Raw genomic sequence first — 15,329 nt, 5'->3', positions numbered from 1 at the left:
CGAGCCCCGGCGGCTGCGGAGAAGACGATGGGCCTGCTGATCGAAGGCCGCTGGGCCGACCAGTGGTACGACACCAAGGCGACCGGCGGCCGCTTCGTGCGGCAGGACAGCGCCTTCCGCGGCAAGGTCACCGCCGACGGCAGCTCCGGCTTCAAGGCCGAGGCTGGGCGCTACCACCTCTATGTCTGCTACGCCTGCCCCTGGGCCCACCGCACCCTGATCGTGCGGGCGCTGAAGAAGCTGGAAGACGTGATCTCGGTCGACGTGGTCGACCCGTTCATGGGCGCCCAGGGCTGGACCTTCGACGACATCCGCGACGGCAGCCGCAGCCCCGGCGCCACCGGCGATCGCGTGAATGGCAAGGCCGCGCTGCACGAGATCTACACCCTGGCCAAGCCCGACTACACCGGCCGGGTCACCGTGCCGGTGCTGTGGGACAAGCAGACCGGCACGATCGTGAACAACGAGTCGGCCGAGATCATCCGGATGCTGAATTCGGAGTTTGATGAATTCGCCGATCGTTCGGTCAATCTATCGCCGGCGGCGCTATTGCCCGAGATCGACGCGATCAACGCCGATGTCTACGACCGGGTGAACAACGGCGTCTACAAGGCCGGCTTCGCCACCGAGCAGGCGGCTTACAACGAGGCCGTGACCCGGCTGTTCGAGGCGCTGGAGATGCTGGAGGCCCGGCTGTCGGCGCATCGCTGGCTGGTCGGCGACCGGTTGACCGAGGCCGACATCCGGCTGTTCACCACGCTGCTGCGCTTCGACCCGGTCTATCACGGCCACTTCAAGTGCAACCTGCGGCCGCTGCACGAATACAAGGCGCTGTGGGGCCACACCCGCGAGATCGCCCAGCTGCCGGGCGTGGCCGCGACCATCGAGATGAGCCACATCAAGCGGCACTATTACGAGAGCCACCACAGCATCAACCCGACCGGCATCGTGCCGAAGGGCCCGGTGCTGGACCTGGCCGCACCGCATGGCCGCGAGCGGCTGCCCGAGGCCCGTTAACCCGTTCACATCCCGAACACCACGGTGCGCAGGATGCGCACCAGCAGGAACAGGCCGGTGAAGGCCAGGGCCTCGTCCCACAGGTTCAGGCGGCCCGGCTGCGGCGGCTCATGCGCCACCCAGGCGAACAGCGCGCTCCACAGCCCGGCGAAGAACATCACGGTCTGAAGCAGCTGCAGCATCTCAGGGATGGAGCGGCGGCCCGGCAGGGCGATCAGCGCCAGCATGCCCAGCATCATCGCCAGCCGCGAGACGAAGCTGGCGATGCGCCGGCGCGATTCCGGCGCGGTCCGCTGCCAGATGGTTTCGCCCGGGCCCGGCCTGACGGCCGCCGGCGGGGTCTCTTGGTCCAACATGATCATCGTCCGGATGTCGGCGCGCCGCCCCGTCCGGGACGACCGCTGAGGCCGCGACCCTGGCCCCCCCGCCCATCAAGTTTCCATACGTTTTGCGCGGTCGCGCTCCGCCCGCGCCTTCGCCGCCAGGGTCCGGTACTCCTCCCGGATCTCCTGCAGGTCCTTGTCGGAATGCTCCTCCAGATCGAGCATCCAGTTGCGCGCCACCTCCGTCGCCCGGATCAGCTCGTCGAGCTTGATCTGCACCGCCGCGCTGTCGCGGTTCTGGGTGTTCTGGATCAGGAACACCATGAGGAAGGTGATGATCGTGGTGCCGGTGTTCACGGTCAGCTGCCAGACGTCGGAGAAGCCGACGAACGGCCCCATCGCGGCCCAGGCGATCATCGCGCCCGCCGCGATGCCGAAGGTGACGGGATGGCCGGCCAGCTGGGAGAACCGGTTGGCGAAGCGAACGAACCAGGGGGCGTCCTTCAAGGCATCCTCCAAATCGGACCGGATGCCATGACAACGGGACGACGGGGCAGATCGTGCCGAGGCGAGGCGGCGCGCCGTTCGATTTCGCGGGCCGCCCCCTCCCCTCAATCCGGGCGGTTGTAGTCGTAGATCACCCGGCCGTAAGGCAGCGTCAGATCGGCGATCAGGTGATGCGCCCCGATCACCTTGCGCACCGGCAGGTCGGCCACCGGCGCGTTGACATGCGGCACCAGGTGCAGCCGCGCCGGCCCGATCCAAGACCCCTTCGGCGTGATGTCGACCAGGTTGTAGGCGACCAGCTGGCAGATCTCCGGCCGCCCGTCGACGCCCGGGATCAGCTTCAGGTTGACCTGGGTCTTCGACAGCGTCGCCATCGTCCGGTGGCCGTTGCCGGCCATGCTCTCATGCTTGTAGCCCATGGTGCCCATGGCCACGAGCTGGTCGGCATAGGACAGGGTGCCGGTCAGCGTGTCCTTGACGATCTGCAGCTTGGGATGCGCGTATTTCTTGGGAAAGCCCCAGATCTCGCGGCCGGCGGCGATCGGCGGGTCGTCGTCCAGGTACATCTGGGCGACGAAGCTCATCTCCTCGCCGCGGAACGTGCAGGGGATGACCATGCCGGATTCGGTGTAGCTGCCGAAGCCGGAGCTGTCCGGCATCCGAATCCACTCGTAATGCACCACCGGCCGCTCCAGCGGCTCCAGCGGCTCGGGCAGCTGGTCGCGGATCACCTCCGGGTCGGTCTCGTAGGTGATGATCATGTATTCCCGGTCGACGAACCGGTACGGCCCGGCCGGATAGCTCGGCCCAGCGGCCGGCATCGACGGGAGCCGGAGGACATCTTCCCTGCGCATGATCTCAACCCTTTGCCGGACGGCCGCGATGCGGGCCGCGACCGTCATAGCCAGCAAGCGCTGAAACTCCCGCGACAGTCTTTCGACAGAGATGTGACATCGCTGCAGGCCGCGATTCCGGCCGCCGCCGCGTCATCAGACCGTCATCCATCCCGGCCTATCGTGCGCTCCCCAAGCAGGAGACCGGCCGGCCATGGATGCAAAAAGCCCCGTATCGCAGCGCGACACCGCTTCCGCCGGCTGGCGGCCGGACCGCTGCGACCGCGTCGCCCTGGTGCTGCAGGGCGGCGGCGCGCTCGGCGCCTACCAGGCCGGCGTGTACCAGGCGCTGCACGAGGCCGGGATCGAGCCGGACTGGGTGTCGGGCGTGTCGATCGGCGCGATCAACGCCGCCATCATCGCCGGCAACCCGCCGGAGCGGCGGCTGGAGCGGCTGAAGACGTTCTGGGAGCGGATCACCGACCGCCGCATCTGGGCCTACACCCCGGATGGCGACATCTTCCGCCAGATGCGCAACGCCACGAGCTCGTGGATGACGATGCTGCAGGGCCAGCCCGGCTTCTTCTCGCCGCACGCCACCAGCCCGTGGCTGAGCCACCCCGGGGCCAAGAGCGCGACCAGCTACTACGACACCGCAGCGCTGCGCGAGACCCTGCTGGAGCTGGTGGATTTCGACCTGGTCAACAATGGCCCGGTGCGCTTCGCGGTCGGCGCGGTCAATGTGCTGAGCGGCAACTTCATCTATTTCGACAGCGCCGAGGAGGAGATCGCGCCGGACCATGTGATGGCCAGCGGCGCCCTGCCCCCGGCCCTGCCGATGGTCAAGATCGGCACCGACCATTACTGGGACGGCGGCATCGTCTCGAACACCCCGCTGCAGCACCTGCTGGACGAGGACAGCCGGCTGAACACGCTGGTGTTTCAGGTCGACCTGTTCAGCGCCCGGGGCGAGCTGCCGCGCGACATCCACGACGTGATGGCCCGCCACAAGGACATCATGTATTCGTCGCGCACCCGCTACACCACCGACCTGTACAAGCGGCTGCACATCTGGAAGACGCGGCTGGCGCAGGCTTTGGCCAAGGTGCCGGAGGAGACGCTGTCGGACGATGAGCGGCGGATGCGGGACGAGCTGGCGCGGCTGCCGGAGATCACCATCCTGCACCTGATCTACCAGCAGAAGGCCTATGAGGGTCAGGCCAAGGACCACGAATTCTCCGGCACCTCGATGCGCGAGCACTGGCAGAGCGGCTACGAGGACACCAGGCGCACGCTGAAGCGGAAGCAGTGGATGGAGATGCCCCGCGAAGGCGCGGGGATCGTGATCCACGACGTGCATCGGCTGGATTGAGGGGGGGAACTGTCGAGTGTCTTCAAATTGCCTCTCTCGCCTGGCGGGAGAGGCAACCCCTTAGATCCTACTCTTTTCAATGTCATTGCCCGGCTTGACCGGGCAATCCAGGGGCCACCAAGAGCCGCTCTGGCCGCCCCTGGATGCCACGGTCAAGCCATGGCATGACAATTGGGGTGGGACGGCTCGCGATGATGGCACGGGGCGGTTACCCCTCCCCTCACTGCCCCTGGTTCAGCGCCGCCGGCAGCTTGTTGGCCTGCAGGCCGTATTTGGCCAGGATCTGGTCGTAGGTGCCGTCGGCCTGCAGCTTCTCGACCGCCGCCTTCACCGCGTCGCGCAGCTGCGGTTCGGTCTTCAGCACCGGGATGCCGACCAGGGATTCGGTGAAGGCCTGGCCGATCGCGACATAGGTGTCGGGCTCCAGCTGCTGGAAATAGGGCAGCGTCTCGTTGCCCTGGGCCGCCGCCTGGATGCGCTGGGTCTTCAGCTGGGTGCGGGCGTCGGCCGACCCCTCGGTGCCGACCACAGTGATCGCCGGCTTGCCCTTGGCGACGCAGTTGGCGTCGCTCCACTCGCCGATCTGCTGCGGCCAGTTGGTCGACCGGCTGGCGCCGACCGTCTTGCCGCACAGATCCTCCGTCGTCTTGATCTCGCCGGCCAAAGCGGTCGAGGTGTAGAACTGCGCGCCCGACTTCATGTAGTCGACGAAATCGGCGGTGTCCCGGCGCGCCGGCGTGTCGCTCATCCCCGCCATCACCATGTCGATGCGCCCGGTCTGCAGCGACGGCAGCATCTGGGCGAAGGCGATCTCCTGCCACTCGACCTCGACGCCGAGCTGCTTGCCGATCGCCTTGCCGAGGTCGATGTCGAAGCCGGTCAGCTCGTTGGTCGCCAGGTCCTTGTAGATGATCGGCGGGTAGTTGTTGTTGGTGCCGATGATGATCTTGCCGGCCTGCTTGATGCGGTCGGGCAGGGTTTGCGCCGAGGCCGAGGTGACGGCCAGCGCGGCGACGGCGGCCGTGGCGGCGAGCAGGGCGAAACGGGTCATGGAAGCCTCTCCTGTTGTTGTGGGTCCGCCGGTCACGACAGGACGGCGGCGATGAAGTCGCGGGTGCGCGCCTCGCGCGGGCTGCCCAGCACCTGCTGCGGCGGCCCCATCTCGACGATGCGGCCGCGGTCCATGAACACGACCCGGCCGGCGACCTCGCGGGCGAAGCCCAGCTCATGCGTCACCACGATCATGGTCATGCCGCTGGCGGCCAGGTCGCGCATCACGGCCAGCACCTCGCCCACCAGCTCCGGGTCCAGCGCCGAGGTCGGTTCGTCGAACAGCATCAGCTTCGGCTTCATCGCCAGGGCGCGGGCGATGGCGATGCGCTGCTGCTGGCCGCCGGACAGTTCGGCCGGATAGGCGTCGCGCTTGTCGGCCAGGCCGACCCGCTGCAGCAGCGCCATGGCCTCGGCCACCACCTGGGCCTTGGGCCGCTTCTGCACCGTGACCGGGCCTTCGATGATGTTGGCCAGCACGGTCATGTGGGCGAACAGGTTGAAGCGCTGGAACACCATGCCGCTGGCCAGGCGCTGGCGCGCCACCTCGCGGTCGGTCAGCGCGTAGAGGGACTCGCCCTCCTGCCGGAATCCGGCGAGCTCGCCATCGACCCAGACCGCGCCGCCATCGACGCTTTCGAGCTGGTTGATGCAGCGCAGCAGCGTGCTCTTGCCCGAGCCGGACGGGCCGATGATGCACAGCACCTCCCCGGGCTCGACCTCGAGCGACACGCCCTGCAGCGCGTGCAGCGAGCCGAAATGCTTGTGGATCTCGGCGGCGACCACCATCGGCGGCATGGCTCAGGCCTCCTTCGGCTGGTCGATGACGACGGCGCGCTTGCGCTGGGCGCCGTCACGGCCGCGGGCAAAGTGCTTCTCCAGGAAATGCTGGCCGATGCTGAGCACCGTCACCACCACGAGGTACCAGATCGCCGCGACGATCAGCAGCTCGATCACCCGGGCGTTGGCGTAGTAGATGGTCTGGGCGTTGCGCAGCATCTCGGCGTACTGGATGACGCTGGCGACCGAGGTCAGCTTGACCATCGAGATCACCTCGTTGCCGATCGGCGGTATGATCACCCGCATCGCCTGCGGCAGCACGATGCGGCGCAGCGCCACCAGCCGGGTCATGCCGATCACCTTGGCCGCCTCGGTCTGGCCGAGGTCGACCGACAGGATGCCGCCGCGCACCACCTCCGCGGTGTAGGCGCCCTGGTTGATGCCGAGGCCCAGCAGCGTGGCCACGAAGGGCGTGATCAGCTCGACCGTCCGCGCCTCGAACAGGCCGGGGATGCCGATGGTCGGGAACACCAGCGCCAGGTTGAACCACAGCAGCAGCTGCAGCAGCAGCGGCGTGCCGCGGAAGAACCAGATGTAGCCGACCGCGACGGTCTTCAGCACCGGGTTGGGCGACATCACCATGATGGCGAAGACGACGCCCAACGCGATGCCCAACGCCATGGCGCAGACCGTCATCAGGATGGTGTTGGCCAGGCCGGACAGGATCGCCGGGGCGGCGAAGAACTGGCCGACCACCGGCCAGGCGATCTGGCCGACGGCGAAGGCCCGCACCACCGCGGCCAGCGCCAGCAGGATCAGCGCCGCCGCGACCCAGCGGCCATAGTGCCGGCGCGGCACATGGCGCAGATGGGCGATGGAATAGGGCGAGGCCCCCGTGGTGTCGGTCATCCGCTGTCCCCTGCCCGCTCAGACGTGTGGACCATCATAGCGCTGGGCCCAGTCGTCCTGCTCCATCAACAGCTCGCGCAGGCGGGCCAGCTGCTCACGCACCCGGTCCGGCGCGGTGCCGCCATGGCCCGACCGGGCGGCCACCGCCGCCGCCGGCGTCAGGCAGGACCGGATCTCCGGCAGCAGCCGCGGATCGACCGCGGCGAGGTCCGCATCCTCCAGCGCCTCCAGCCCGATGCCGCGATCCTCGCAGCGGCGGACCAGGGCGCCGGTGATCTCATGCGCCTCCGAGAACGGCACGCCGCGCCGCGACAGCCAGTCCGCCACCTCGGTCGCCAAAGTGAAGCCCTCGACCGACTGGCGCCGCAGCGTCTCGACATTGACCCGCAGGGTGCGCAGCATCCCGGCCATCGCCGGCAGCACGGCGTCCAGCGTGTCGACCGCCTCGAAGGCGGCGCGCTTGTCCTCGGCCAGGTCGCGGTTGTAGGCGAAGGGCAGGCCCTTCAGCGCCGTCAGCATCGCGGTCAGCCCGCCGATCAGCCGGGCGGCGCGGCCGCGCGTCAGCTCGGCGATGTCGGCGTTCTTCTTCTGCGGCATGATCGAGGAGCCGGTGGCGTAGGCATCGTCCAGCTCGACCCAGCGGAACTGGCGCGACGACCACAGGAACACCTCCTCCGCCAGCCGCGACAGATGCACCGACAGCATCGCGGCGACGAACAGGAACTCCGCCACATGGTCGCGGCTGCTGACCGCGTCGATCGAGTTCTCGCAGGGGCCGTCATAGCCCAGCTCGGCGGCCGACAAATCGGGCCGCAGCGCGATGGCGGACCCGGCCAGGGCGGCGGCCCCGAGAGGTGAGCGGGCGCTGCGCCGGTCCCAGTCCTGCAGCCGGTCGACATCCCGGGCGAAGGTCTGGGCGTGGGCCAGCAGCTGGTGCGCGAAGGTGACCGGCTGGGCCGGCTGCAGATGGGTGAAGCCGGGCGCCAGGGTGGCGACATGCGCCTCGGCCTGCCCGACCAGCGCCTGCTGCAAGGTCATCACGTGGCCGGCGAGGCGGCGGGCGACGTCGCGCAGATACAGCTTCAGGTCGTTGGCCGCCTGGTCGTTGCGCGACCTTCCGGCGCGCAGCTTGCCGCCGAGCGTGCCCAGCCTTTCGGTCAGCGCCCGTTCGAGGAAGGTGTGGACGTCCTCGTCGCCCTCGTTCGGCAGCACCGCGCCGGCCGCGACGTCGCGGCCCAGCTCGGCCAAAGCGGCTAGGGTGGTCTCGCCCTCGGCTTCGGTCAGGATCCCGGCGCGCACCAGCTCGCGCGCATGGGCGGCCGAGGCGGCGAGGTCGTAAGGGGCGAGACGGAAATGGCTGGCATCGGAGCGCGACAGGCGCATCAGCTCCGGCGCGGGCGCGGCGCGGAAGCGGGCGCCCCAGAGACGGGTCGGTTCGGTCATGCGGGCCCCCTGTTTCTATCTGGGATGCTGTCAAGCGTGGCCGGGCGCCACAATGGAAATGATTTCCCCGGGATAGTCGGAAATGGAATATCGTGCCGGCCGGTTCCGACAGAGATGCGCCGCCGATGCAGGTCCCCCTTCCCTCCACCACCGCGCTGCGGGTGCTGGCCGCCTTGGTCGAGCACGGCTCGGCCTCCGAGGCGGCGAAGAGCGTGAACCTGACCCAGAGCGCGGTGAGCAAGCAGCTGCGCAGCCTGGAGGAGATCGCCGGCATGCCGCTGTTCGCCCGCACCGGCCGCGGCCTGGTGCCGACCGAGGCCGGGCGGATCTACGTCACCCAAGCGCGGATCGCCCTGGGGGCGCTGGAGACGGCGGCCGGCCGGGTCGCGGCGCTGCGCGGGTCGCCCAACGCCATCCGGCTGCATGTGCTGCCGATCCTGGGCGACCGCTGGCTGGTGCCACGGCTGTCGCAACTGGCCAAGGCGCGGCCGGAGCTGGAGGTCCAGTTCACCACCCAGGCCACCGGCGACACGGTCGAGGAGGCCGATGCGGTGTTCCGCTTCGGCGAAGGCGACTGGCCGGGCCAGCGGGCGGAATACCTGTTCGGCCGCAACGTGGCGCTGGTCGGGGCGCCGCAGCTTTTGTCCCGGATGGGCGGCATCGCCGGGGCCGAGGATGTCCGGCGCTACACCGTGCTGGACCATCGCCACACGCCGCTGCGCTGGAGCGAATTCGCCGGGGCCCAGGGGCTGGCGGAGTTCGCCCCGGCCCATATGGTACATTTCGGCTTCTACGCCCTGGTGATCCGCGCCGCCATCGCCGGCCAGGGCCTGGCCCTGGTGCCGCGCTGCCTGATCGCGGAGGAATTGCTGACCGGTCGTTTGGTCAATCCCGAGGGCCTCGGCTTCCACAGCCGCCACGGCTACTGGTTCACCCAGCCGGCGGACCGCGTGCCGCGCCCCGGCCTGGTCGCCTTCCGCGACTGGCTGCTGGACGAGGCCCGTGGTCTGGGGCCGGGGATGTAGTCGGAGAAACGATTAAAGAAAGCAGTGCTGCTTGGCCTCAACGCCACGCCGATGCTCGTGCCATATCGAGGATGAGGTCAGGCCCGTCATAAAGGTAGACGCAGCATGGCATCCGGCTTGGGTCGGCTCTGAGCGACTTCGATTCTTCAATGTTGACGGCGACATTCTGTCAATAACCACGACTTGGCAAACCCATCCGAAGTTCCCCGGGCGAACGGCGCGCGGCGTGCTGACGGCGCAAAGGTCATAAGTGTCGATCCGGGTATGGGGTCCGGGCGCGGCGAGGTTCCAGGCGTCCAGTCGCCAGATGCCGCGACGGCGTTGGCGCAGCAGCACGCCGACCTCTGGCGCGCGCAGGTGAAGCCCTACCGCGTGCCGTTCGTGCATATCGGCTCGGCCCCGTGGGCGAAGGCCAAATGCATTTCATCTGCCAGGTTGAGCCAAAGCAGGAGGGTGCATAAAATCAAGATTTCTGTGGCCACCTAACCTTGTGCTCGTGCAAAGCGAGCCAGGCTGGTCCTGACCACGAGGTGATGAAAGGGCCTGATCACGTTGAGATAGGTGAGGCCGAAGGCATTGTGGGAGTGCACGACGGTTGTCGTGATGAGCTTCGTGCCGGTTGGAGAATTGCCGCGAAGCAGCGATAATCGGAAGTCCAGGTGTCGATCATCCTCACCCAGCACAATCTCGTCGTCGCTTTCCCATTGCACCGGGAAAAAGTCCACGCGTTCATTGTCGGCCCTGGACGCTCGGACCTCGCCGGAGGCTTTGACGCCGAAGGGCGTCACCATGGCGTCGCGCACCGCGACCAAAGCCTTGATCCACGCGGGCGGATCGCCGAGTGTCCGGGTCGCCAGCACGCGCATGCTGTACTGTTTCGATGAACTCAAATCGGTGCTGTAGCTATCGAGTAGGCTGGCGTTCTCGTACCAGCCTGCAACGACGCTTTCAGGTGGCGGCGTGGTCCGGCGCACCCGCGCTTTGCGTTCTAAGCACATGCCGAAAGCTCGATCATGGCAGTCTTTGCGACAGCTGGCCGGCCAATAGCGGTGAGGGAGTACATGCCTCGGAACGGAGCCGATCGGCAACGATATAATATTGAACGTGAGCGCTATGCAGTGATTTGTCCGATGAACAATACGCTCTGATAGTGCCGCTGCTGCCGCAGCCCAAGCGGCGCGGTCGCAAGCCAAAGCCACTGGGTTAAGGTCGCTTTTGCCGATGCGGGCTGCAATGGCGACGAAGCTCAACGGGCTGCTTCGAGGCGAGCCGCATTGAGGTCGTCGTTGTGAAGAGAATTGATTAAGAAATGAAGTTTATGGATTTCACAGGAGACATAGCGCTTCGCGGCAAGCGACATCACGCTCGATTTCCCATATTCGGCATATGAATGTGACAAGGGACAAGCGACGCGACCACCAGATCCTTGATCACCCATCAATAGCGCCCCTGTGCAGGATCGCCACGCCCTGCAGGACCGGCGATGACGACGCAGTGAATGCACGAAGGGAGACACGCCATGAACCCCGCGATCGACCGCAAGGACTGGGCCGAGGATCCCGGACGCTGGCATGGCGAGGTCCAGCTCGGCCGCCACGGCGCCGGTATCTCGGTGATCTTCTTCGAGCGCGACGAGCCCGGCGGCGGGCCGAAGCTGCACCGCCACCCCTATCCCGAGACCTTCATCATCCGCTCCGGCCGCGCCCTGTTCACACTGGGCGCCCGGGAGATCCTGGCCGAGGCCGGGCAGATCGTGGTGGTGCCGCCGAACACCCCGCACAAATTCACCAATCCCGGCCCGGCGCCGCTGCACACCATCGACATCCATGAGAACGGCACCTTCATCACCGAATGGCTCGAATGAGCCGATCGCGCTGGTTGAAGGCCGCCGGGACGTCTAGGACAGAATGATCACCCGAGAGAGTTGGACGACCGGCATGGATGCGCGCGCAAACGGTTTGACGATCAAGGCGCCGGGCCGGCCGCTGACCGGCCGCGTCACCCCGCCCGGCTCGAAGTCGATCACCAACCGCGCCCTGCTGCTGGCGGCGCTGGCCCGAGGCACCAGCCGCCTGACCGGCGCGCTGAAGAGCGACGATACCAAGCTGATGGCCCAGGCCCTGCGCGCCATGGGCGTGACCATCGACGAGCCGGATGCGACGAGCTTCACGGTCACCGGCACCGGCCGGCTGCGGGCCCCGGCCGCGCCGCTGTTCCTGGGCAATGCCGGCACCGCGATGCGCTTCCTGACCGCGGCGGTGACCATGATCGACGGCACCGTGGTGGTCGACGGCGACGCCCATATGCGCAAGCGGCCGATCGGCCCGCTGGTCCAGGCGCTGCGCTCACTCGGCATCGACATCGCCGACAGCAATGGATATCCGCCGGTCACGGTGCATGGCCGCGGCCCCTTCTCCGCCGGCCGGGTGGAGATCGATGGCGGCCTGTCCAGCCAGTACATCTCGGCGCTGCTGATGGCGGCCGCCTGCGGCACCGGGCCGGTCGAGGTGGCGCTGACCGGCAGCGAGATCGGCGCCCGCGGCTATGTCGACCTGACCGTCGCGGCGATGCGCGCCTTCGGCGCCGAGGTCGAGCAGCTGGACGAAGCGGCCTGGCGGGTGCAGCCCACCGGCTACCGCGCCGCCGACTTCACGGTCGAACCCGACGCCTCGGCCGCGACCTATCTGTGGGGCGCCGAGGTGCTGACCGGCGGCGCCATCGACCTGGGCGTGCCGGCCGATGCCTTCACCCAGCCGGATGCCAAGGCCCAGGCGCTGATCGCGGCGTTCCCGCATCTGCCGGCGGTGATCGACGGGTCGCAGATGCAGGATGCGGTGCCGACCCTGGCGGTGCTGGCCGCCTTCAACCGCACCCCGGTGCGCTTCACCGGCATCGCCAATCTGCGGGTCAAGGAATGCGACCGGGTCAGCGCGCTGGCCACCGAGCTGTCGCGCATCCGCCCCGGCCTGGGCCGCGAGGACGGCGACGATTTGATCGTGGCGTCCGACCCCGACCTGGCCGGCCAGGTGCTGCCGACCCGGATCGAGACCTACGCCGACCACCGCATCGCCATGAGCTTCGCTTTGGCCGGGCTGAAGATCGGCGGCATCACCATCCTGGACCCCGGCTGCGTCGCCAAGACCTATCCCGGTTTCTGGGATGCGCTGGCTTCGCTCGGCGTCACCTACGACACGGTGGATTGACCGAACGACCGGTCAGGCAATCCGCAGCACCCGCCGCCGGACCATCCCGAACAGCCGGCCGTCCAGCGCGATCAGGCCGAGGGCGATCAGCGCCATCCCGGCCCAGGCGCGGCCGGTCATCGCCTCGCCGAGCACGATGCTGCCGAGCATCAGCGCGCTGGGCGGGATCAGCAGCGTGACCAGGGCGGTGTTGGTCGCCCCCACCCGGGCCAGCAGCTTGAAGTAGAAGACATAGGCCAGCGCGGTGCTGAGCAGCGCCAGCCCGACCAGCGCCGACACCGTGGACCAGCTGGGCACCGGCAGGGTCCAGGGCCGGTCGACCAGGCAGACGATCGGCAGCATCATCACGCTGGTGGCGCTGACCTGGCCGGTGGCGGTGACCATCGGCGGCAGCGCCCGGAAGCGGCGGCCGAAGATGCTGGCGAAACCATAGGACAGCGCCGCCCCCAGCACCGCGAGCTGGGCCAGGACGGCACCGCCGAGCCCGCCCAGCACCTGCGGCCCGATCATCACCGCCACGCCGGCGATGCCCAGCACCACCCCGGCCAGCCGCTTCGGCGTCAGCTTCTCCTCGATGGTCAGGACATGCGCGACCAGCACGGTGAACAGCGGCGTGGTGGCGTTGAGGATGGCGGCCAGGCCGCTGCCGATCTGGGTCTGGCCCCAGAAGATCAGGCTGAACGGGATCAAATTGTTCAGCAGCCCCACGCCGAAGAACGCCGCCCAGACCCTGGGGTCCTTCGGCATGGCCTGACCGATCGCGCGCAGCACCACCAGCAGGGCGATGGCGGCCAGCCCGACCCGCACCAGGACGATGGTCAGCGGCGGCACCTCGGCCACCGCCACCTTGGCGAAGAAGAACGACCCGCCCCACACGACCGACAGCGCGACCAGCAGCAGCCAGTCGGCCGCTGCCATGGCGGGCGGGGTGGTGGGACGGATGAGGGAGGGTCCAGCGGAAGTCATCGGTCTGTTCTGGACGAAGCGGGACGGTCCCGCCACCCGGTTCTTGCGGCCATATCCAGGCCGCGCAGGACAGGCCCGAGAAAGCGCCGGAGCACCGGTGCCGCCGGATGGGCTACCAAGGAATACGGCCCCTTCGGAGACTTCGCCGTGATCGACCCGTTCTGGCTCCTGTTCGCCGCCAAGCTGGTGCTGGCCGCCGGGATCGTCGTCACCGCGTCGCTGCTGGTCGAGCGCAGCGGGCCGCTGCTCGGCGCCATGATCGCGACCCTGCCGATCTCCGCCGGCCCGGCCTATGTCTTCCTGGCGCTGGAGCACGACGCCGATTTCGTGTCCGGCAGCGCCCTGGCCAGCCTGGCGGTGAATGCCGCCACCGCCGTGTTCATGACCCTCTACGCGCTGCTGGCCCGGTCGCGCGGCCTGGCCCTGAGCCTGGGCGCCGGGCTGATCGCCTGGCTGACGGCGGCCGCGGCGATCAGCCGGGTCGAGTGGAGCCTGGCCGGCGCCGTGGCGCTGAACCTGGCCGTCTTCGCCCCCTGCCTGGCCCTGGTGCTGCCGCGCCTGGCGGCGACCCCGCCGGTCCGCGCCGCCGCCCGGCGCTGGGACATCCCGGTGCGGACCGCCGCGGTGATGGTGCTGATCGCCGCCGTCCTGCTGATCGGCCGCGCCTTGGGGCCGACCGCGGCCGGCTTCGCCGCCCTATTCCCGGTGGTCACCGGCAGCCTGGCCGTGCTGCTGCAGCCGCGCATCGGCGGCCCGGCCACCGCGGCGGTCTTCACCAACGCCCTGATCGGCATGGCCGGGTACATCCCGACGCTGGCGCTGCTGCACCTGGCCGCACCGCCGCTCGGCTCCCCCGCCGCGCTGGGCGTGGCCCTGGCCGCCTGCATGCTGTGGAACGGCGCGGTGCTGGCGCTGCGCGGCCGGCCGCGCCGGCTCGCAGCCCAGCCACAAGATTGACCAAACGACCGGTCAGCCTTTCAGCGGCAGCTCGAACTCGGTGCGGGTCGCGAAGCCGCGCCAGCCGGCCCGGCGGAAGGCGGCGGCCATCGGCGCGTTGCGGGTGTCGGTGTCGGCGATGACCGGGTGGCGGCGGATCCGCAGCAGCGTCTGCGACCCGCGCGCCAGCATGGCGTCGATATGCCCGCGGCCCCGCATCTCCGGCACCACGCCGATATGGCCGATCGAGGCCATGCGCGGCGCCACCACCGGCATCACCTGCCCCACCAGCGCGCCGTCGGGCGCATAGGCCAGTTCCCACCATGCCGGGTCGTATTCCATCGTCTGGAGGTCGGCGAAGACATCCTCCTCGCCCTCGCCGGCGCGGCGGTCGAGGGTGCCGACATTGACCCGGTCGGTCGCGGCGCGGAACGCCGCCTCCCCGACCTCGGCCAGCGAACGGAACACCAGGTCGCCGGCGGGCGGCCGCACCGGCGTGCCCGCATCCAGCTCGAAGCGGAGGGTCTCTCGCCGGATCGCGAAGCCGTGGCCGGACAGCAGCGCCCGCCGCCGCTCCGGCTCGGCCTGCCATTGCGGCGCCTGCATCGGGGTGTCGAGCACATGGCCCAGCGCCGCGGCGCCGAGCGACCGCGCCAGGGCGGCCGCCTGGCCCAGGATCGCCGTGCCGATCGCCGGGGCCTCCGGCGCCGCCCAGGGCAGGTCGAGCAGCACGATGTCGCTCGGCGCCGCGGCCCCGGGCATCGACCAGAAGGCAACGCGGCCGACGGCGTCTCCAGCGGCCTCGGCCAGGAAGCACCACTCCAGGCGCATCGCGCCCTTGGCCAGGAGGTCGTCGACATAGAACCGCACCGCCCCGGCATGGGCCGGATCGGTGGCGGTGGCGGCGAAGGCGGCGAGGTCATCCCCGGCGACGGGGCGCAGACGGATCTCCGAGGTCATGCCGC

At 69.1% G+C, this 15,329-nt stretch carries 16 protein-coding genes; 6 read left to right on the top strand and 10 right to left on the bottom strand.

Going from position 1 to position 15,329, the window contains the following annotated elements:
- Window positions 1-27 precede the first annotated feature (27 nt).
- Window positions 28-1,017, top strand: a complete 990-nt coding sequence (locus AB4112_RS05255; RefSeq protein ID WP_441717557.1) for a glutathione S-transferase family protein — start codon at window positions 28-30, stop codon at window positions 1,015-1,017.
- Window positions 1,018-1,022: 5 nt separating this feature from the next.
- On the opposite strand, the gene AB4112_RS05250 is transcribed toward AB4112_RS05255, so the two are convergent.
- From AB4112_RS05250 to AB4112_RS05240, 3 genes are all read right to left on the bottom strand, one after another.
- Entirely contained in the window at window positions 1,023-1,373 is a 351-nt protein-coding gene (locus AB4112_RS05250) for a hypothetical protein (protein WP_309796020.1), read from the bottom strand.
- A 75-nt stretch (window positions 1,374-1,448) separates the two neighbouring features.
- Window positions 1,449-1,847: a low affinity iron permease family protein gene (locus tag AB4112_RS05245; RefSeq protein WP_309796018.1), complete on the bottom strand. Its 399-nt coding sequence runs from the start codon at window positions 1,845-1,847 to the stop codon at window positions 1,449-1,451.
- A 104-nt stretch (window positions 1,848-1,951) separates the two neighbouring features.
- Complete coding sequence (locus tag AB4112_RS05240; RefSeq protein WP_441717554.1) at window positions 1,952-2,701, bottom strand: acetoacetate decarboxylase; 750 nt, start codon at window positions 2,699-2,701, stop codon at window positions 1,952-1,954.
- A 193-nt stretch (window positions 2,702-2,894) separates the two neighbouring features.
- On the opposite strand from AB4112_RS05240, the gene AB4112_RS05235 reads away from it, so the two are divergent.
- Window positions 2,895-4,052 carry a patatin-like phospholipase family protein gene (locus AB4112_RS05235; protein ID WP_441717552.1) on the top strand — a complete coding sequence of 386 codons (1,158 nt, stop codon included), beginning with the start codon at window positions 2,895-2,897 and terminating at the stop codon, window positions 4,050-4,052.
- Between the two features lie 220 nt (window positions 4,053-4,272).
- Here AB4112_RS05235 and AB4112_RS05230 read toward each other — a convergent pair whose 3' ends face one another.
- Genes AB4112_RS05230 through argH form a run of 4 tightly spaced genes read right to left on the bottom strand, consistent with a single transcriptional unit; the run spans window position 4,273 to window position 8,234 of the window.
- Window positions 4,273-5,103: an ABC transporter substrate-binding protein gene (locus AB4112_RS05230; RefSeq protein WP_441717550.1), complete on the bottom strand. Its 831-nt coding sequence runs from the start codon at window positions 5,101-5,103 to the stop codon at window positions 4,273-4,275.
- A 32-nt stretch (window positions 5,104-5,135) separates the two neighbouring features.
- Window positions 5,136-5,900, bottom strand: coding sequence for an amino acid ABC transporter ATP-binding protein (locus AB4112_RS05225; protein WP_441717548.1), 765 nt, complete (start codon window positions 5,898-5,900; stop codon window positions 5,136-5,138).
- Window positions 5,901-5,903: 3 nt separating this feature from the next.
- Window positions 5,904-6,791 carry an amino acid ABC transporter permease gene (locus tag AB4112_RS05220; protein ID WP_441717546.1) on the bottom strand — a complete coding sequence of 296 codons (888 nt, stop codon included), beginning with the start codon at window positions 6,789-6,791 and terminating at the stop codon, window positions 5,904-5,906.
- An 18-nt stretch (window positions 6,792-6,809) separates the two neighbouring features.
- Window positions 6,810-8,234, bottom strand: a complete 1,425-nt coding sequence (argH, locus tag AB4112_RS05215; RefSeq protein ID WP_441717544.1) for an argininosuccinate lyase — start codon at window positions 8,232-8,234, stop codon at window positions 6,810-6,812.
- Between the two features lie 125 nt (window positions 8,235-8,359).
- Here argH and AB4112_RS05210 point away from each other — a divergent pair, with 125 nt between their 5' ends.
- Window positions 8,360-9,259 carry a LysR substrate-binding domain-containing protein gene (locus AB4112_RS05210; protein ID WP_441717542.1) on the top strand — a complete coding sequence of 300 codons (900 nt, stop codon included), beginning with the start codon at window positions 8,360-8,362 and terminating at the stop codon, window positions 9,257-9,259.
- Window positions 9,260-9,741: 482 nt separating this feature from the next.
- Here AB4112_RS05210 and AB4112_RS05205 read toward each other — a convergent pair whose 3' ends face one another.
- Window positions 9,742-10,509, bottom strand: coding sequence for a DUF2867 domain-containing protein (locus AB4112_RS05205; protein ID WP_441717540.1), 768 nt, complete (start codon window positions 10,507-10,509; stop codon window positions 9,742-9,744).
- A 269-nt stretch (window positions 10,510-10,778) separates the two neighbouring features.
- Here AB4112_RS05205 and AB4112_RS05200 point away from each other — a divergent pair, with 269 nt between their 5' ends.
- Window positions 10,779-11,123, top strand: coding sequence for a cupin domain-containing protein (locus AB4112_RS05200; protein ID WP_309796001.1), 345 nt, complete (start codon window positions 10,779-10,781; stop codon window positions 11,121-11,123).
- 73 nt (window positions 11,124-11,196) lie between these two features.
- Complete coding sequence (locus AB4112_RS05195) at window positions 11,197-12,462, top strand: 3-phosphoshikimate 1-carboxyvinyltransferase (RefSeq protein WP_309795998.1); 1,266 nt, start codon at window positions 11,197-11,199, stop codon at window positions 12,460-12,462.
- Window positions 12,463-12,474: 12 nt separating this feature from the next.
- On the opposite strand, the gene AB4112_RS05190 is transcribed toward AB4112_RS05195, so the two are convergent.
- Window positions 12,475-13,428, bottom strand: coding sequence for a DMT family transporter (locus AB4112_RS05190; protein WP_441717538.1), 954 nt, complete (start codon window positions 13,426-13,428; stop codon window positions 12,475-12,477).
- 147 nt (window positions 13,429-13,575) lie between these two features.
- Between AB4112_RS05190 and AB4112_RS05185 the strand changes: the two genes are divergently transcribed.
- Window positions 13,576-14,385, top strand: coding sequence for a hypothetical protein (locus AB4112_RS05185; RefSeq protein WP_441717536.1), 810 nt, complete (start codon window positions 13,576-13,578; stop codon window positions 14,383-14,385).
- Between the two features lie 12 nt (window positions 14,386-14,397).
- On the opposite strand, the gene AB4112_RS05180 is transcribed toward AB4112_RS05185, so the two are convergent.
- Window positions 14,398-15,324: a hypothetical protein gene (locus AB4112_RS05180; protein ID WP_441717534.1), complete on the bottom strand. Its 927-nt coding sequence runs from the start codon at window positions 15,322-15,324 to the stop codon at window positions 14,398-14,400.
- Between the last annotated feature and the right edge of the window lie 5 nt (window positions 15,325-15,329).

Source organism: Inquilinus sp. 2KB_23, from assembly GCF_052115705.1.
In the GTDB taxonomy this organism is placed as follows: domain Bacteria; phylum Pseudomonadota; class Alphaproteobacteria; order DSM-16000; family Inquilinaceae; genus Inquilinus; species Inquilinus ginsengisoli_A.
Note: the sequence above shows the minus strand (reverse complement) of the source record. Positions and strands in the feature narration are given on the sequence as shown.